Raw genomic sequence first — 18,444 nt, 5'->3', positions numbered from 1 at the left:
TGTAAAGATATGGTGCTAAATAAATTAAAAACAAGGGTTATAGCTGCGCTTAAGTTTGACGCTTAAACACAGCTATTAAATGAGTGTTTTATAATTTAAATTGGTTAACCGTTTTGTTAAGTGCTGCAGCTAAATCACTTAAGTCACGAGCTTCGTCAGCGAGGGTGTGCGCATGGTCAGCTGTACTGTTCACTAAGTTATTAATTGCCGAAAGGCTCGTATTAATATCTTCAGCTACGACTGTTTGCTCCTCAGTTGATGTTGCTATTTGATGACTTTGGTCTTGTACTTTAGTGACCGACTGCGCAATATTGTGAAGTGAGCTAAGTACTTCTTTAGTTTGCAGTACTGAGCCCTCGGTTTGATCTTGTCCTTGTTGCATCATCACTGAGGCCTGTTGAGCTATTTGCTGCAAGCGCGAAATCATATTACGAATATCGTCAGTTGATTCTTGTGTGCGACTTGCTAGTGAGCGTACTTCATCAGCAACAACGGCAAAGCCTCGACCGTGTTCACCGGCACGAGCTGCCTCTATAGCCGCATTAAGTGCAAGTAAGTTGGTTTGATCGGCAATTGAATTAATTACATCGACTAACGCACCAATGTTATTACTTTCTTGTTCAAGGCCTGCTACCACTTTAGATGCTTCGCCAATATGCAACGCCAGCTCAGTCATTACTTTTTGCGCCTGTGTAGAACGGCTTGCACCTTCAGCTGTAATTGCCTGAACTTCTTCAGCTGCGTTATTTGTATGTTGTGCATTACGTGATATTTCAAGCACAGTAGTCGCCATTTCAGTTACCGCAGCGCTGACGCTATCAACTTGCTGCTTCTCTTGCTGAATTTCAGAATTAGTTTGCTCAGAAACATGTCTTAGCTGAGCTGCTGCATTACTTAGCTGTTCTGCTTGCGCTGCGGTTTCTAGCATCATGGCGCGTAACTTATCAATAAAAGTGTTCATATGATTGGCCAGCTGTCCCACTTCATCTTGACTATTAATATCAATTTTTTGAGTAAGGTCGCCTTCGCCCGATGCTATATCACGCATAATGTGCGTAAGTGTTGTGATGGGTTTTGAAATCATATGGGTAGCCCATAAAATCATGGCTAATATAATAATTAAGATAATAACTACTGCAGTTGTTGTTGCGGTTACTGCGGCATTTACGGGCTCTTCAATCATGCTAGTAGGAATAAGTAGACCTACATACCAATCTATATAAGGCTGCTCTAGCTGCAGACGATGGTAAACCACATAAAACTGCTCACCTTTAAAAGTAACCATTTGGCTACCTTTAAGGTTATTTCGCATTTGTGTATTTAATTCTTTAAAGCCTGCTGTATCTGTAAACTGTTGCTCAAGCGCATCGAGTCCTTCTTTACCGTTTGCACCTTCATCTGTAATTGAAAGTTTGTGTCCTGTGGCTTTTGAAAAGTGAACTACTTTTTGATTTCCATCGAGTAAAAATCCATAACCTTGGCCGTTAAAGCGAATATTTTCGACCATGTCGTTAATTTTGTTTAGTTGTAAATCAACACCGCCCATACCAATGAGTTTACGCTGTGCGTTATAAACAGGTTGTTGTACTACTGCGGATGCTACGCCTGTGGTTAAATCAACAGAGATTGGACCTACGTAAAGTTTGTTAACTTGCATGGCTTCTTGCCACCAACCACGCTTGTAGGCGTAATAAGGCTGGCCGTTGTAGTGACTTGTACGTTCATTTTCTTTAAAGTATTCACCGGTGGTTGCTGAGGCAAAAAAGGCCGATAAAATGTTTTCGTCATTTGAGCTTAAACGGACAAAGTCTTGGTTTACTTCGTTGTAGCCAGGGGCGCTTTCAAGTGCTTGATCGCGAGTATCCCAATTTTCAAAAAAGTTGATTAAATGTGGGTTATTAACAAAGGTTGATACCATTTTTCCGTACATCGCAAAGTAACTTTGCATTGAAAGTTGCTCGGTCTGTAGATAACTTTGCGCTTCATTTTCTATGTTTTCTCTAGAGAGGTTGGCAATGTGTTTAACAAAAAATGTTGAGGCAATAATTAGTAAAACGGTAATTGTTCCACCAATCAATAATAATATTTTCTTCCGTAATGATAAATTATTTAGCATGAGTACGCATATTTTTATTATTTATGAAATTATATCTAATCATATCTTACTTAAAATCTCTATAAAGTTAGATAGAAAGAACTAATTATGCGTTTAAAATAAAGGCTTATACAAAAATGACAAATAAAAGTAATAAATTAGTAGTATTAGGTGCAGGTTGGTTAGGACATGCGTTATGCGTAAGTGCGCAAAAAGCTGATTGGCAAGTACAAGGAACGCATAGAACAGATATACACGAGTTTGACTTTGAGCGTCAGTTTACACTTGAAGATGGGCAATTAAGACATCAAGTTGATTTACAAAATGCTTATTGGGTATGTGCTATTCCACCACGTAGCAGGCACAGTGAAAGTAATTATCCTGAAACACTCACCGCAGCGCTTAAGCTTTCAAAGGAGTTAAACGCAAAGGGCTTTTTATTATGCTCGTCAACCGGGGTATACGATCAAGAGCCTGGTGTATATAGCGAAAGTTGCGATATTTCATGCACAAACGAGCGCCAAATAAAGCTCTATGAGGCAGAAGAGCAAGTACTTGAGCAAGACGGGAAAGTGCTGCGTTTAGCTGGATTACTAGGGCCTAATAGAGAACCTGGTCGTTTTGTGGCAGGCAAAGAGCTTAATACATCAAGTGAGCAAGTAGTAAATATGGTGCACCAACAAGATGTAATTAATGCTATCTTTGCGGTGATAGAGCACTGGCAAGTAGGGCAAAATATTTATAATGTTGTTAATCCTGCGCACCCGACAAAAGCTGAATACTACGCAGTGAAGTGTGCAGAACATGGTGGCGAGTTACCACGCTTTACCAGTGATGATAAAGCTGAGCGCAAAGTTATTGGCTCAGCTATTGAAGCGCTAGGCTTTACTTACCAATATGGTATTTAATATGCTGAAGGCAGGGGACTGCTCTCTATGAAGTCGCATAGCTTACCTTCACTTAGTAATGTATTAGCAGCTTCGATATCGGGAGCAAAGTAGCGGTCTTTATCATAATAACTCACATGCTCGCGTAATAACGCTTTAGCGCTTTGCACTTTATTTGATGGTTCAAGCGGCTTTCTAAATTCTAGCCCTTGAACCGATGCTAACCATTCTATTGCCAAAACACCTTGGGTATTATTGGCCATTTCATCTAAGCGCCTTGCTGCAAAGGTTGCCATAGATACATGATCTTCTTGATTTGCAGATGTAGGCAAGCTATCGACCGAAGCCGGATGTGCTAATGATTTGTTTTCTGACGCAAGCGCAGCAGCGGTTACTTGAGCAATCATAAAACCTGAATTTACCCCGCCGTTTTCAACCAAAAATGGCGGTAACTTAGATAGGTTTGAGTCAATAAGTAATGCAATTCGTCTTTCTGCTAAAGCACCAATTTCGGCAATCGCAATAGCGAGGTTATCGGCAGCCATTGCAACGGGTTCTGCATGAAAATTCCCTCCAGAAATGATGTCGCCTACATCGGCAAAAACTAGCGGATTATCGGTTACACCGTTTGACTCGCATAACAATACTTCTGCGGCTTGGCGTATCTGAGTTAGGCAAGCACCTAGCACTTGAGGTTGGCAGCGAAGGCAGTATGGATCTTGTACTTTTTCACAATTTACGTGGGAATCACTAATTTGAGAGTGCGTATCGAGTAGCTCTCTAAATACTTGAGCGGTGTCTATTTGTCCGCGCTGACCACGAATATCATGAATACGTGCATCAAATGGCGCGCGACTGCCCATTGCAGCTTCTATGCTTATCGAGCCGATAACGCAGCTTTGTGCATATAAGTTCTCGCTTCTAAATAGGCCTTGTAGTGCAAACGCAGTTGACGCTTGTGTGCCATTTAATAATGCTAAGCCTTCTTTAGCTGCAAGGGTAAGAGGTTCAAGCCCCGCTATTTTTAACCCTTGTGCTGCACTAATTATTTTTCCTTTATGTCGCATTTGACCTTCAGCTAATAAAGGTAGGCACATATGCGCAAGAGGGGCTAAATCCCCCGATGCCCCCACGGAGCCCTTTTTAGGCACGCACGGATATACTTCGCTACTAAGCAGCTGCATAAAAAATTGGATTACTTGCAGGCGAATACCCGAGTAGCCGCGCGAAAGCGAGTTTACCTTTAAGGTGATCATTAACCTTACTGTGCTGTCATCCATGTATTCGCCAATGCCCGCAGCGTGTGAAAGCACAATGGAGCGCTGTAATAATTCAAGTTCGTCGTCGGCTATTTTGGTATTAGCTAATAACCCAAAGCCGGTGTTAATCCCGTATACAGTGCGGTGCTCATTAATAACGTTTTGAACGGTTTGCGCGCTGGCAGCTATTTGTGATTCAGCATGCTTTACAAGGTTTAACTTTACCGGTGAATTATTAATTTTTCTCAATGTGTTTAAATCAAGTGAGCCTGGTGTGAGAGTAAGTTCGAACATGATCATTCCTCGTTTAGCATAGGTAGGTCTAAATTTTGTTCTTTGGCGCAGTTCTTTGCTATGTCGTATCCAGCATCAGCATGGCGCATTACACCCGTTGCAGGGTCGTTCCAAAGTACGCGAGCAATACGCTCTTTAGCTTCATTTGTACCATCGGCAACAATAACCACACCAGAGTGCTGACTAAACCCCATACCTACACCGCCACCATGATGAAGAGACACCCAAGTAGCGCCACTTGCCGTATTAAGCAGTGCATTGAGTAATGGCCAGTCCGATACCGCATCTGAGCCATCTTTCATACTTTCTGTTTCGCGGTTAGGGCTGGCAACTGAGCCAGAGTCGAGGTGGTCACGACCAATAACGATAGGGGCTTTAAGTTCGCCATTTTTAACCATTTCGTTAAAGGCCAATGCAAGGCGTGCTCTATCTTTTAAACCTACCCAACAAATACGTGCAGGTAGCCCTTGAAATTGAATGCGTTCACGCGCCATATCAAGCCAATTATGTAAATGTGCATCATCAGGAATAAGCTCTTTTACTTTTGCATCGGTTTTATAAATATCTTCTGGATCGCCCGATAATGCTACCCATCTAAATGGGCCAATACCTTCACAAAATAAAGGGCGAATATAGGCGGGTACAAACCCAGGAAAATCAAACGCGTTGGTAACACCTTCATCAAACGCCATTTGACGAATATTATTTCCGTAATCAGTAGTGGCGGCACCCGCTTTTTGCAGCGCCAGCATGGCTCTAACTTGGACTGCCATTGATTGTTTAGCAGCTTTTACTACCGCTTTTGGATCTTGCTCACGCATTTTTGCTGCGTGCTCCATTGTCCAGTTTTGTGGTAAGTAACCATTTAATGGATCGTGAGCTGATGTTTGATCTGTGACTACATCAGGTGTAATACCTGTTTTAACCAGTGTACTAAATACATCGGCAGCGTTACCAAGTAGGCCAACTGATAGGGCTTCACCTTTTATGCACGCGTCGGTTATTAATTGCAGTGCGTGTTCAAGGTTCGTTGCTTTTACATCAACGTAGCCTGTTTTTATACGAAAATCGATACGGCTTTCATCACATTCAACAACTAGCGCACTAAACCCTGCCATTGTAGCGGCAAGAGGTTGAGCACCGCCCATACCACCAAGGCCACCCGTTAATACCCACTTGCCTTTAGCACTGCCTAAAAAATGTTGCTTTGCCATGGCTATAAAGGTCTCGTAAGTGCCTTGTACAATGCCTTGCGAGCCAATATAAATCCAAGAACCCGCCGTCATTTGTCCGTACATCATCAAGCCTTTTTTATCGAGCTCGTTAAAGTGCTCCCAATTTGCCCAGTGTGGAACAAGGTTTGAGTTGGCAATAAGTACACGAGGGGCATTACTGTGGGTTTTAAATACACCAACGGGTTTTCCTGATTGTACAAGCAGAGTTTCGTCGCTTTCGAGTCTATCGAGGGTCTCTATAATTTTGTCATAACTTGGCCAATCACGAGCTGCTCGGCCAATACCACCATATACAACAAGTGCATGAGGATGTTCTGCTACTTCAGGGTCTAAATTATTCATTAGCATGCGCTTAGCAGCTTCAGTTTGCCAGCTTTTAGCACTTATTTTATCGCCATGAGGTGCACGTATTACGCGACTTGTGTCGAGTCGGTTGTTCATGTTTTGCTCCTGTTGTATATACAAGGTGATTTGCTATAAAAAAAGCGCAGTAAGCGCCATTGTTTGTTATTTTTTAAATGTTAAGTGACCACCTAAGCGATATTTACTGCCTGGTGATACAAGGCGCGCAAAGCTTACAATACCGTTAATAGACCATGTGCGTCGAATAACTTGTAAGCATGGTTCTTCGTTATATAAATTTAACCATTGGCACATTTCGCTGTTTGGCATAATAGCCTCTACGGTATGCCTCGCTTGGGTAAGTGGTGCAACACTAGATAGATACTCATGAGGTGTAAGCGTGCTAAAGTCTTGTTGTAAGTAACCAGCCGCAAGCGCAGGGTTTACAAAACGCTCTTCTAGCTGCAAGGGGCTGTCGTTTTCGTTATGCACGAGTACACTTCGATATACAACACTGTCAATCTCAACACCAAGTGCAATGGCAATAGGTGCGACTGCATTTATTGATTCAAGTATGAGTACACTACAGGTGTAGTTGCCGTTACGCTCTTTTACTTCATCAGCAATGTTTTTTATTTCGAGTAACGATGACTGCGATTTAAATGTGGCTACAAATGTACCTAACCCTTGGCTGCGGGTTAAAATACCTGCCTCGGTTAATTCGCTTAGTGCTCGGCGGGCTGTCATTCTGCTGACACTAAATTGACTACTTAGTTCGTTTTCAGAGGGAACACGTTGGTTTTCTTGCCACGTACCGCTGCGAATTTTATCAACAATGAATTGTTTTATTTGCGCAAATTTAGGTGTCGTCATTAAATTTATGGTTACATTAAAAATAAACTATATAAATAAGATGACACAATTACCTTGTATATACAAGATGGGTTGTTAGACTATATTTTCATCACTCTGGGCGTAAAAAGGGCTGCAAAATGCAAAGCACAACAAAAAATTATGAGTTAGAAGAAATCGACTTACTTTTAACTGATGCCAATATTGCCACTATGGATAGCAATATAAATGCCCCTTATGGCGCAATCGAAAATGCTGCTATAGCTATTAAAAATGGTAAAATTGCGTGGATTGGAGAGCAATCAACGTTGCCCAGTTTTGATGTGTTTGCAACGCCGACATTGAGTATAAAAGGGCAGTGGTTAACGCCGGGCTTAATAGATTGTCATACACATTTAGTGTTTGCAGGTTCAAGGTCGCAAGAGTTTGAGCAGCGCTTGCAGGGTGTAAGTTATGAGCAAATCGCAGCACAAGGCGGTGGCATAGCAAGTACGGTTAAGGCGACGAGAGCAGCCGATCGAGAGCAATTATTTGTTGATGCAAAAGATCGCTTAAATACGTTGTTAAAAGAGGGTGTAACCACCGTTGAAATAAAGTCGGGCTATGGGCTAGATACTGAAAACGAGATAAAAATATTAGAAGTCGCTCGTTTATTGGGTGAGCATCATCCTATTGATATTAAAACTACTTTTTTAGGGGCGCATGCTCTACCGCCTGAATACAAAGACCGTGCTGATGAATATATTGATTTGGTATGTACTGACATGCTTGATCAGGTAGTGGCTAATGATCTTGCTGATGCAGTCGATGTATTTTGTGAAAATGTAGGGTTTAGTTATTCGCAAACCAAACGTGTTTTCCAGGCGGCTAAAAAGCATAACCTCCCAGTAAAATGCCATGCTGAGCAGTTATCTAATCAACATGGTGCTGAGCTGGTGGCGCAGTTCAATGGCCTTTCGGCAGATCATATTGAGCATCTCGATGAAGAGGGTGTAAAAGCCATGGCAAGCGCTGGGACGGTCGCGGTGTTACTGCCCGGTGCATTTTATTTTTTAAGAGAAACTAAATTCCCACCTATTGAGTTACTTAATCAATATAAAGTACCTATAGCTATTGCGAGTGATTTTAATCCTGGCACTTCACCGCTGTGCTCAGTGCACTTGATGATGAACATGGCATGCACATTGTTTAGATTAACACCCGAGCAAGCATTGGCAGGTGTGACTCGCAATGCTGCTAAAGCACTAGGGTTAGACGACCGTGGTATTTTAAAGGTTGGTGCAAGAGCTGATATTGCGCATTGGCAAATAAGTCATCCATCACAATTAAGTTACCAATTTGGCGTAAATAAACTGTTAAATTTATGGATTTTGGGTAGAATTAACTAGTTTGTATTATTTTTGCCCACATATAATCTGGTTTAAACTTTTTTAGCGAATACGGATGCCGTTAATTTGAACATACTAACCGACAGTAACTTCCCAATATTTTTTAGTGGTGCACTATTGATGGCGATGATTGCCACTTTATTTGCCGTTAAAAATGCCAGTATTAAATTTAGCTATTTATGCACAGCAGCTGTTGGTTTGGCTATTTTGAGCACGGGCGCAGCTTGGCTTGCCATTTTACTTGCCTTTGGATTTTGTTTTCATTTATGGCAAGCCTTCGAGCGAAATAATTGGAGCATGATTATTACCAGCTCAATGGCTGGTCTTTTATTTGTTGTTCTATTTTCAGCTCATTTATTATTGGAAGTTCCGTTATTTTGGGTTGTGTTAGCAATATTATTATTAGCTATTGTTGGCTTTTTAAATGACGAAAGCGCTGAAATAGAAGTCGTGATAGAGCCAGAACCTACAGGTGATACATTTATAGAAGAGTCTCCGCTTTCGGTTTTTGCAGATAGAAAACAGTTACGCCAAGGTTACTATGCATGGTGCGACAATAAGCAAGTAAGTGCAGCGTTAATCGTTATTCGTCTTGAAGGATTTGAGCAAGTTAACCAGCATATAGGACGCGACTTTGGCGATATACTGTTAGCACAATCGGCTAATCGAATAAAAGAACTGCTTTCAAGTGACGAAATAGTGACTTTAGTTGGGCAAGAAAAGCTAGCCCACTTAGGGGGCCTTAACTTTGCATTTATTTGTAGTTTCGCGAATCAAAAACATTTACATGAGTTGGTTATTGAACAAATACTGGGTGCAACGCTTAAGCCATTTAATGTTGCTAACTGCACTGTAGAGGTAAAAGCGAGGGCGAGTTATGTTGATTGTAATGAGCAAGACAATAACTTTGATAATTTAATATCGTACGCATACCTAGCACTCGATAGCCACCCAAATCGCAAGGTTGTGCCTTATCATCAACAAATGATGATTGAACTGCGAGAGCAACAAGCGCGACTAAAAGAATTAGCAAATATTGATTTTTCGAGCGAATTAGAACTCTATTTTCAACCTATAATTTGTAACGAAAACGGTCAAATTGAGTTTTTAGAATTACTACTGCGTTGGCAGCACCCTAAGCAAGGAATTTTATCTGCTAATCGTTTTATTGACGACATAAGAATAGCAGGGCTTGGTTACCCGCTTGCTAAATTTGTAATGGAGAGAGCCGCTGAACTTGCAATGGCGCTTAGAGTAGAAGGTATTTCTATACCGCTTAGCATTAACGTATTTGGCCCTGAAATGCTAAATGAAGAGTTTGTTGAATTTGTTGATGTTGTTATAAATGAACATCACTTAGAGGCGGGGGACTTAATTGTTGAATGCCCTTTACATATTTTTGCTGGTTTAGATGACAAAGGCCGAGGCATGATCGCAAGGCTTAATAACATAGGCTTAAAAGTATGTGTGGATGGACTTGGTGATAACCCGGTACTACTTTCTAAGTTACCAAGTTTAGCGGTTGAGTATATTAAGGTTTCACCTTCACTTACCGCTGACTTTAGTAATCAAAACAATATACGCAGTTTAGTTGGTGGAATGGTTGATATGCATAGCCAACAAAAAACAAAAGTGATTTTTGAAGGAGTAGAAACACTTGAACAACTTAAGTTTGTAAAAAGCTTAAAAGGTTATGCTGCCCAAGGTTATTACTTTGGTCACCCGCTAAGTAGTATTGGTTTAATGAGCTGGCTAAAAGAGTGGCGATCGGTTCAACAACGTTAAGTGTTTTCTTTGGCTTGTAGGTAGCTATTTACAAGTGCACTAATCACTTGCCCTACATGGGCAGCACCTGCATCTAACCCGTTAGGGTGCTGGCTAGGCGCTGCTTCACATAAGTGTAAGTACTTAGAGTGCCGGTGGCTTGCAGCTAAATGCACAAAGTGCTCAGTGTCACTCACACTAAATCCGCAATATGTATACGCACTAACTGGCATATAAGTAATACTATCTAAATCAACTTCAACACCCAGTGGTAAATCATTAAAATTACTTAGTGCATTTTCAATTGCCTGCGTTAGTGTAATTTTTCGCTTAACTTGTATAGATTGATAGCTATCAAACTTAAAGTTAGCTTCACTCATTGCATCTATAATTGCTTGATTATTTTTTAATTCATGTAAGCCAATAACATGGTAATTACTTAGATGTTGCTCGTTATACGCGTAGCGAAAACCATTACCACTATGGCGACCTTCACATTCTCTAAAATCGGCATGAGGGTCAAAATTGATAGCATTAACAGGCGTGTTTTTTGACTTACTTAGCGCGCGAATAATACCTAAGCAATTATTGTGACCTCCGCCAATTACGATTGGCTCAAGCCCTGCTTTAAAAATAAGGCTTAATACTGACTCTACGCGTTCATCAAGTTGTTGGCATAAATCTCGTAATTGAGTTAACTGCTGGGCTTGCTGATTATTAAGTTGGTTGCTTTGCGCCATTAAATCATCAGTATTTACTTCACCCAATAAAAGTACTTTTTGAGTGGCAATAAATTGATTATGAGATTGGTTTAAAAAACGTTTTAAAAAAGCAGGCCATGCTTCATTTGCACCGCTATTTCCTAAATTTGCTTTTGGGCCAATATCTTCGCAAATACCAAGAAGTACGTAGCGAATGCCAAATTGAGCTGCGTCAATAAGTGCTTGTTGCAGGTTTACTTGAGTGTCTAGCAAGGCCATTGATTGCCATGCTTTTTTTTCATTTACGCGGCTAGAGCAAAGTGCTCTAACCGCGCTTTCATCATATACTTTTAAATGGGAGGTCACGTTATACTTCTACAACTTCCAATTCTAATTCTTCTGCAGATAAAACAATGCCAGTACTATCAGCATAAATAAAGTCATCATCAAAAAATGATACACCGGCAAAGTTAACGCCTATAGCATCCTCGCCAGCACCTTCACTGTCAGCTGCAACAGGGATAGAAGCAATTGCTTGAATGCCTAAATCAAGTTCTTCAAGCTCATCAACGTGGCGTACTGCGCCGTAAACAACAATACCATTCCAGTTATTTTCAAGTGCAAGTTCGGCCAATTCAATATCAATAAGTGCACGGCGAGTTGAGCCACCACCGTCAATAAGAAGCACTAAGTCTGTACCGTCTTGAGAAAGTAATTCGCGGATCAGTTCATTATTTTCAAAACATTTAACCGTTTTAATGCGGCCACCAAAGCTGTGTCGACCACCAAAGTTGATGAACATTGGCTCTAGCACGTCAACCACATCAGCAAAGTGGTCACATAAATCAGAAGTGCTGTAATCCATTATTTTATCCTCAAAAGGTACATTAATTTATACCTCAGTATACCCTCCTTATAAGCAATAACAACGACTTAATCGCAGTAAATTTAGACAAAACAAGCGCTAAATCATTAATCGCAATAATAGTGTCTTAAAAGCGTCACTCAATTGTTATTTACAACACATAAGCTAAATCGGTGTTCATATATTATGCAATGAGGGGAAGTGATGTATAACAATAATATGTTTAAAAAGGCAGCTCTGCTAGATGAGCAATTATTTTTAACTCTGTTTAATTGCAACTCACCGAAGTGGTTTAAAACAATGGCGTTTGGATTATCAAAAAGCGGTGATGGTGGACTTTACATACTTGTGTGTTTAGCGGTGTGGTGGCTTAGTAATAATGAGCAGCAACAATTATTACCTGTAACGATATTAGTTGGTTTTGCTTTAGAAAGGCCCATTTATTTATTGGCCAAAAATAGATTTGCCCGTATCCGTCCATGCGACTGCTTAGTAACAAATGCTTACATAGTACCAAGTGATAAATTTAGTTTGCCCTCGGGTCACAGCGCTGCAGCGTTCTTAGTTGCGATTATACTAAGTCACTTTTTCCCTGAATATATATGGCTACTACTTAGTTGGGCTGCTGGTGTGGCTATTTCTCGTGTTGTATTAGGCGTACATTTTCCTGCTGATATTATTATAGGTGCGATTATTGGCAGTGTTTGTGGCTTATTCGCATTAGCGCTTGTGGTACCTGTATGAAAATATTGTATGGAGTGCAGGGTACCGGTAATGGTCATATAACGCGGGCTAGGGTTATGGCAAGCTGCTTTAATAAACTTGGTATTGATGTTGATTATGTGTTTTCAGGGCGAGCAAATAAAGATTACTTTGATATGCACGAATTCTCAGATTATAAAGCGTATCGGGGCTTATCGTTTGATACTAAAAATGGGCAAGTCAAAAATTTAAAAACACTTAAAAACATGCGAGTTTGTAAGCTGGTGAGTGATATAAAATCGCTTGATATAAAACAGTACGATTTTGTACTTAACGACTTTGAGCCAGTCACAGCATGGGCTGCAAAACGGGCCGATATACCCGTTATCGGTATTAGTCACCAAGCCGCATTTTTGTCAGAAAACGTACCTATATTTGGTCGTGGTGTACTTAGAAAATCGCTCATCAAGCATTATGCACCAGCATCTACTTACTTAGGCGTACACTGGAAGCCATTTGCAAATAATATAATCCCGCCTTTTATTGCTCATCATAATCATGAGAATCCTGTCGCGGTACTAAATAAGGTATTGGTATATTTACCGTTTGAAAACTTAGATAGCATTGTTGATTATTTAAAAGACTTTCCCGAAAAAGAATTTTATTGTTATCACCCAAATGCCTGCAATCAGTCTTTTGGACATATACATTTGCGACCACCCTCACGTTCTGGCTTTTTAAATGACTTAGCAAACACGAGTGGCGTTATTGGTAATGCGGGGTTTGAGCTTGCCAGTGAAGCGCTTAAGTTAGGTAAGAAGTTACTATTAAAGCCTTTAGATGGGCAGTTTGAGCAAACCGCAAATGCACAAACTTTGTTTGCCATGGGCATGGCGCATGTTATGAACTATTTAAACCCGCAAGCCCTTGATGACTGGAATAGCGCCCCGCAAAATAAGCAAATAAATTACCCTAGCGATCCCGCGCCTTTAATTGATTGGTTGGTTAAACAACAGTGGAATAACACACAATCGTTACACAAAGGTTTGTGGGATAGTGTCGCTTTATAGGCATCATAATTAAGTAGCTTAGAATAACCAATAATAAAAAGTTAAATTAATGAGTCGCTTCTGAGCTATCAGCTATAATACAAATGCATATTTAAAAAAGGCGTTAGCGATGAATTTTTTACAAAACTTAACAATCAAACGACGTTTACAGTTAAACGCAGTCGTTGTTGGTTTAGCAATGGTGGTCCTTTTATGCGTAATAATTTATGAAGCGAGAACAACGTTAAGCTTAAATAAAACAATTCAGCTTGCTGAAGAGCTTAATATCCATGAATTAGAACTGCGTAAACATGAAAAAAACTTTCTTTTTTATAAACAAGAAGAAGCATTAGACTTATTTGAACAAGATTATAACCAGCTTAAAAGTAAAATTGCTAAGTTGAATGTAATTATGCAAGAGCAGGGTATCGAAACCCAAAAAATAAGTAATCTCGATAATTTGGTAAGTGCTTATAACAATGACTTTATGAGTGTTGTTGTGCTACAAAAACGCATAGGATTACACCCAAAAGATGGGCTGTATGGCGAACTAAGAAGTGCAGTACACGAGGTCGAAAGCTTGCTCAAAGAGCAAGATAATTACAAACTCTTATCTTCTATATTACAATTAAGACGGGCTGAAAAAGATTTTATGCTACGTTTTGATCTTAAGTATTTAACTCGATTTGATGAAGGGGTTGATACTTTAAAGCAGCAAATCGCTCAGGCTCAATTTGATACGGGGTATACAGCTCAATTAAATGGCTTTTTAAATTCCTACCAAACGCAATTTCAAGCATTGGTCCAGGCACAGGTTGAATTGGGCTTAGATTTAAATTCAGGTGCACTTGGAAAAATGCGTAAAAGTGTTGAACAAAGTGATGCAATCGTTGCGCAGATACTATTAAGCACTAAGCAGCAGGTAGATAAAAGCGTTGAACAGGCACAATTTTTAGCCATTCTTATTTTTGTGATTGCTGGCATTATTGTTTTAATGTTGGTTTATTTCACGAGCCGCTCGATTATTGTGCCTATAGAGCGGGTTTATCACACCATTAACGATATTCGTCGTAATAATGATTTAAGCGTGATGATAGAGCAAACAGGTAAAGACGAAATTACCACCATGACGGTCGACTTTAATAGTTTAATAGGCGATTTTAAAAACTTAATTAACGAAGTTAATGGTGCTTTAAATACGCTTAACATAGCAACAGAGCATTTATCAGAAAGTACCGCAGCAACAAGCTCCGGTATGCAAGAGCAATTACATGAAGCCGACATGGTTGCAACTGCAGCCACCGAAATGCAGGCGACGATTCAGGATATTTCACATAATACTGAAGCGGCTGCTAAAAAAGCAGAGTCAACAAACTTAAGTGCTCAACAAGGGCGCAGTGAAGTTGACTCTACCGTTAAGCACATTAGAGCCCTATCTGATTCGTTAGGGAATGCATCAAATGTAGTATCGCAACTTGAAAAAGATGGCGAAACAATTGGTTCAGTGCTTGATGTAATTCGGGGGATTGCAGATCAAACAAATTTGCTCGCACTTAATGCGGCAATAGAAGCGGCACGTGCTGGTGAGTATGGTCGTGGTTTTGCTGTTGTTGCAGATGAGGTTCGTTCATTAGCGAAGCGTACTCAAGAGTCCACGAGTGAGATTGAAGGTATTATAAGTACCTTACAGCAGCGTACTCAAGAAGTGGTGAGTATTATGCACAAATGTCGTTCTCAAGGCGATGAAAGTGCCTCGCAAGCAATTAAAGCAGGTGAGTTATTAGGCGCAATTACTGAAGATGTACAAACAATAATGGAAATGAGCTCTCAAATAGCGGTTGCTATTGACGAGCAAAGCCAAGTGGCATCAGAGGTTAATAAAAATGTAGTAAGAATTCGCGATATTGCGCAAGATGCAACTGAACATGCTGCTAAAAACGCCCAAACTAGCGAAGAAGTATCTGAGCAAGCTAGAGTGTTATTTAGCGCTATTGATAAGTTTAAAGTGTAACTAACCTGAACTCTGGATAGTAAATATCTTAACCAGGGTTTAGGTTAACTAATCTAAAAATACCCACCTAAAGTTACCAATAAGGTTTAAGGAATAAACTTTATTGGTACACTGTTTTTGTTTTGTTCGTGCTCGGCTACGCGTGCCGAATATTCATCGCTCAACGTTTGTTGCTGCGCTTGTAGTTTTTCAAAGTAACTCCAACTGAACAGTCCACTATTGTGACCATCATCGAAATCTAAACGCAGTGCATAATGCCCGACAGGTACTATGTTTTTTATACCTACAGATTGTTTATTAAGTACTAGCTTCATGGGGCCAGAGCCATGGCCTTGCACTTCAGCAGAGGGAGAGTGAACGCGTAAAAATTCACAGCTAAAGACTGCTTGGCTATCGTCGTCAAAATAAACATCTAAATTTTTACTCACGCTGTGGTAATGCACTTTTGTAACGTGTTTCATTTTATATATCCCATTAAAAAGCCCCCAATCTGGAGGCTTTTAGTATAACGTTTATATTCGTTTTATAGAATGAAGCGGCTTAAGTCTTCATCTTCAACAAGTGCGCCTAGATGTTTTTCAACGTAAGCGGCGTCAATAACAAGTGATGAACCTGCTTTTTCAGAAGCATCGTATGAAATTTCTTCCATCAATCTTTCCATCACAGTATGCAAGCGACGAGCACCGATGTTTTCGGTTTTTTCGTTAACTTGCCACGCTGCCTTAGCAATACGCTCAATAGCATCATCACTAAACTCAATCGTTACTTGCTCAGTTTTAAGGAGCTCTCGTTGTTGCTCAGTAAGCGATGCATGTGGCTCTGTCAGGATACGTTTAAAGTCATCTGCAGTTAGTGGCTCAAGTTCTACTCGAATCGGTAAGCGACCTTGTAGCTCAGGTATCATGTCTGATGGTTTAGACATTTGGAACGCACCTGAGGCAATAAACAACATATGGTCAGTTTTAACCATACCGTGTTTAGTGTTTACTGTTGAGCCTTCAATTAACGGTAGTAAGTCGCGCTGAACACCTTCTCGGCTCACATCAGGGCCTGAAGAATCACCACGTTTACAAATTTTGTCTATTTCATCAATAAACACAATACCGTTTTGCTCTACTGCAAAAATAGCTTGTTCTTTTAGCTCTTCAGGGTTTACTAATTTAGCGGCTTCTTCTTCCGTTAATAGTTTGAAGGCTTCTTTAATTTTTAACTTACGCTTAGTGCGTTTATCGCCGCCCATGTTTTGAAACATGCTTTGTAACTGGTTGGTCATATCTTCCATACCAGGAGGCGCCATAATTTCTACGTTTGATTGAGCTTGCGCTAATTCAATCTCGATCTCTTTATCATCTAGTTGGCCTTCACGTAATTTTTTACGAAATGTTTGGCGAGTAGATGAAGTATCGTCGCGTTGGCTTTCGCCATATTGATCTTTAACAGGTGGTAAAAGTGCATCTAAAATACGCTCTTCTGCTGCTTCTTCGGCGCGATGTTTAAACTTTTTAGTTTGCTGTTCGCGAGTCATTTTAATTGAAACATCAACGAGGTCACGTATGATCGTATCTACTTCTTTACCAACATAACCAACTTCAGTAAATTTAGTCGCTTCTACTTTAATGAATGGTGCGTTAGCAAGTTTTGCTAAACGACGGGCAATTTCTGTTTTACCTACACCTGTTGGACCAATCATTAATATATTTTTTGGTGTTACTTCACTGCGTAAATCTTCATTTAATTGCATACGGCGCCAGCGATTACGAAGCGCAATAGCGACCGCTTTTTTAGCTTTAGCCTGACCTATAATGTGCTGATCTAGCTCGTGAACAATTTCTCTTGGGGTCATATCAGACATGATAGTTCCTATTATAATTCTTCGATTGTTTGGAAGTTATTAGTAAATACGCAGATGTTGCCTGCAATAGTTAAGCTTTTCTCTACTATTTCACGAGCGCTTAAATCTGTATTTTCTAAAAGGGCGGTTGCCGCTGATTGCGCAAAGTTACCACCACTACCAATTGCAATTAAATCGTTTTCTGGCTGAACCACATCGCCATTACCGGTAATAATTAAAGAGGCTGTTTCGTCTGCTACAGCGAGCAGCGCTTCGAGTTTTCGAAGTGCACGGTCGCTTCGCCAATCTTTAGCCATTTCTACTGCGGCTTTAGTTAGGTTACCTTGGTGCATTTCTAATTTGCTTTCAAAACGTTCGAAAAGAGTGAAGGCATCAGCAGTACCGCCGGCAAAACCAGCGATTACTTTGCCATTATAAAGACGTCGAACTTTGCGGGCGTTGCCCTTCATTACGGTGTTACCAAGTGAAACTTGGCCATCGCCGCCAATTACAACTTTGTCGCCGCGGCGAACACTTACGATAGTAGTCATGTTATTCCTCATCATCGAGCTACAGAGGCAACTCGTAAAAAACGATTATGATGAGGTTATATGGGTGAATGGTTTATTTTCAAGTCCAGCCCCAAATTCCGCAGCCGACTATTTTTACACGTTTAAGTTTGTTTTTATCGCTTTCGGCTTGGCGTTTGGTTTTGTAAGGGCCTAAACGTACTTTATACCAAGTACCATTGCTGCCTTCAGCCTGTTTTATCTCAGAAATGAGCCCTGCAAATGCGATTTTAGCTTTTAATGATTCAGCTTGTGCATGAGTTCTGAACGAACCGCATTGCATAACATAAGGACCTTTTTGCTCAAGTTCTTTTACTTCAACTTGAATCTCGTGGTTTCTAATTTCTTTAATAAATTCCGGTGTACGTGGAATAACAACTTCTACTTTTGCGGGTGCAGTTGGGTTAGCTTGTTTTTCGACAAGTTTTGGATCGGCATTACTTTTTATAAACCATAGTGTGTAGGCAAAACCACCTACAAGTAAGATGGCTATAACGGCTAAAAGAATAGGAAATGGTTTTTTAGCGGGTGCGTTTTTTTTACTGTTTCTGCCTGCAGGCTTTTTATTAATATAATCGTGCTGTGCCATGGTGTTATTTT

At 40.4% G+C, this 18,444-nt stretch carries 16 protein-coding genes; 6 read left to right on the top strand and 10 right to left on the bottom strand.

What is annotated here, in order from left to right; genetic code table 11:
* Nucleotides 1-88 precede the first annotated feature (88 nt).
* Nucleotides 89-2,116, bottom strand: a complete 2,028-nt coding sequence (locus I6F47_RS03235) for a methyl-accepting chemotaxis protein (protein ID WP_024589902.1) — start codon at nt 2,114-2,116, stop codon at nt 89-91.
* Nucleotides 2,117-2,232: 116 nt separating this feature from the next.
* Here I6F47_RS03235 and I6F47_RS03230 point away from each other — a divergent pair, with 116 nt between their 5' ends.
* Nucleotides 2,233-3,003, top strand: coding sequence for an NADP-binding protein (locus tag I6F47_RS03230; RefSeq protein WP_008137681.1), 771 nt, complete (start codon nt 2,233-2,235; stop codon nt 3,001-3,003).
* Here the strand turns inward: I6F47_RS03230 and hutH are convergent.
* The 3 genes from hutH to hutC form a co-directional block, all read right to left on the bottom strand.
* A complete protein-coding gene (gene hutH / locus I6F47_RS03225; RefSeq protein WP_165721234.1) occupies nt 3,000-4,535 on the bottom strand; it encodes a histidine ammonia-lyase in 1,536 nt (511 codons plus the stop codon). The genes I6F47_RS03230 and hutH overlap by 4 nt on opposite strands.
* Before the next feature lie 2 nt (nt 4,536-4,537).
* A complete protein-coding gene (hutU, locus tag I6F47_RS03220; RefSeq protein ID WP_024594424.1) occupies nt 4,538-6,211 on the bottom strand; it encodes a urocanate hydratase in 1,674 nt (557 codons plus the stop codon).
* Between the two features lie 66 nt (nt 6,212-6,277).
* Entirely contained in the window at nt 6,278-6,985 is a 708-nt protein-coding gene (gene hutC / locus I6F47_RS03215) for a histidine utilization repressor (RefSeq protein WP_007582045.1), read from the bottom strand.
* A 119-nt stretch (nt 6,986-7,104) separates the two neighbouring features.
* On the opposite strand from hutC, the gene hutI reads away from it, so the two are divergent.
* Together hutI and I6F47_RS03205 are read left to right on the top strand one after the other, a co-directional pair.
* The gene (hutI, locus tag I6F47_RS03210) at nt 7,105-8,352 is read left to right on the top strand and encodes an imidazolonepropionase (RefSeq protein WP_165721233.1); all 1,248 of its coding nucleotides are present in this window, start codon (nt 7,105-7,107) and stop codon (nt 8,350-8,352) included.
* A 120-nt stretch (nt 8,353-8,472) separates the two neighbouring features.
* Nucleotides 8,473-10,137, top strand: coding sequence for a GGDEF domain-containing phosphodiesterase (locus I6F47_RS03205; RefSeq protein WP_165721267.1), 1,665 nt, complete (start codon nt 8,473-8,475; stop codon nt 10,135-10,137).
* On the opposite strand, the gene I6F47_RS03200 is transcribed toward I6F47_RS03205, so the two are convergent.
* Both I6F47_RS03200 and rraA read right to left on the bottom strand, forming a co-directional pair.
* Nucleotides 10,134-11,183: a formimidoylglutamase gene (locus tag I6F47_RS03200; protein ID WP_165721232.1), complete on the bottom strand. Its 1,050-nt coding sequence runs from the start codon at nt 11,181-11,183 to the stop codon at nt 10,134-10,136. The two genes, I6F47_RS03205 and I6F47_RS03200, sit on opposite strands and share 4 nt — an antisense overlap.
* Before the next feature lies 1 nt (nt 11,184).
* Complete coding sequence (gene rraA / locus I6F47_RS03195; RefSeq protein ID WP_002959955.1) at nt 11,185-11,682, bottom strand: ribonuclease E activity regulator RraA; 498 nt, start codon at nt 11,680-11,682, stop codon at nt 11,185-11,187.
* 204 nt (nt 11,683-11,886) lie between these two features.
* Between rraA and I6F47_RS03190 the strand changes: the two genes are divergently transcribed.
* From I6F47_RS03190 to I6F47_RS03180, 3 genes are all read left to right on the top strand, one after another.
* The gene (locus I6F47_RS03190) at nt 11,887-12,426 is read left to right on the top strand and encodes a phosphatase PAP2 family protein (protein WP_024594428.1); all 540 of its coding nucleotides are present in this window, start codon (nt 11,887-11,889) and stop codon (nt 12,424-12,426) included.
* Complete coding sequence (locus I6F47_RS03185) at nt 12,423-13,454, top strand: MJ1255/VC2487 family glycosyltransferase (RefSeq protein WP_165721231.1); 1,032 nt, start codon at nt 12,423-12,425, stop codon at nt 13,452-13,454. Before I6F47_RS03190 ends, I6F47_RS03185 begins: the two co-directional genes overlap by 4 nt.
* A gap of 109 nt (nt 13,455-13,563) precedes the next feature.
* The gene (locus I6F47_RS03180; protein WP_007582034.1) at nt 13,564-15,444 is read left to right on the top strand and encodes a methyl-accepting chemotaxis protein; all 1,881 of its coding nucleotides are present in this window, start codon (nt 13,564-13,566) and stop codon (nt 15,442-15,444) included.
* An 86-nt stretch (nt 15,445-15,530) separates the two neighbouring features.
* On the opposite strand, the gene I6F47_RS03175 is transcribed toward I6F47_RS03180, so the two are convergent.
* The 4 genes from I6F47_RS03175 to I6F47_RS03160 all read right to left on the bottom strand — a co-directional run bounded on the left by I6F47_RS03175 (nt 15,531) and on the right by I6F47_RS03160 (nt 18,433).
* On the bottom strand, nt 15,531-15,905 hold the full coding sequence (locus I6F47_RS03175; protein WP_010553804.1) for a gamma-butyrobetaine hydroxylase-like domain-containing protein: 375 nt from the start codon (nt 15,903-15,905) through the stop codon (nt 15,531-15,533).
* Nucleotides 15,906-15,967: 62 nt separating this feature from the next.
* Entirely contained in the window at nt 15,968-17,296 is a 1,329-nt protein-coding gene (hslU, locus tag I6F47_RS03170; protein ID WP_007582032.1) for an HslU--HslV peptidase ATPase subunit, read from the bottom strand.
* Nucleotides 17,297-17,307: 11 nt separating this feature from the next.
* Nucleotides 17,308-17,826, bottom strand: a complete 519-nt coding sequence (hslV, locus tag I6F47_RS03165) for an ATP-dependent protease subunit HslV (RefSeq protein WP_002958366.1) — start codon at nt 17,824-17,826, stop codon at nt 17,308-17,310.
* A gap of 79 nt (nt 17,827-17,905) precedes the next feature.
* Nucleotides 17,906-18,433: an SPOR domain-containing protein gene (locus tag I6F47_RS03160; protein ID WP_007582031.1), complete on the bottom strand. Its 528-nt coding sequence runs from the start codon at nt 18,431-18,433 to the stop codon at nt 17,906-17,908.
* Nucleotides 18,434-18,444: the final 11 nt, after the last annotated feature.

The sequence above is a fragment of the Pseudoalteromonas sp. NZS37 genome, from assembly GCF_015864265.1.
Classification (GTDB): Bacteria; Pseudomonadota; Gammaproteobacteria; order Enterobacterales; family Alteromonadaceae; genus Pseudoalteromonas; species Pseudoalteromonas arctica.
Note: the sequence above shows the minus strand (reverse complement) of the source record. Positions and strands in the feature narration are given on the sequence as shown.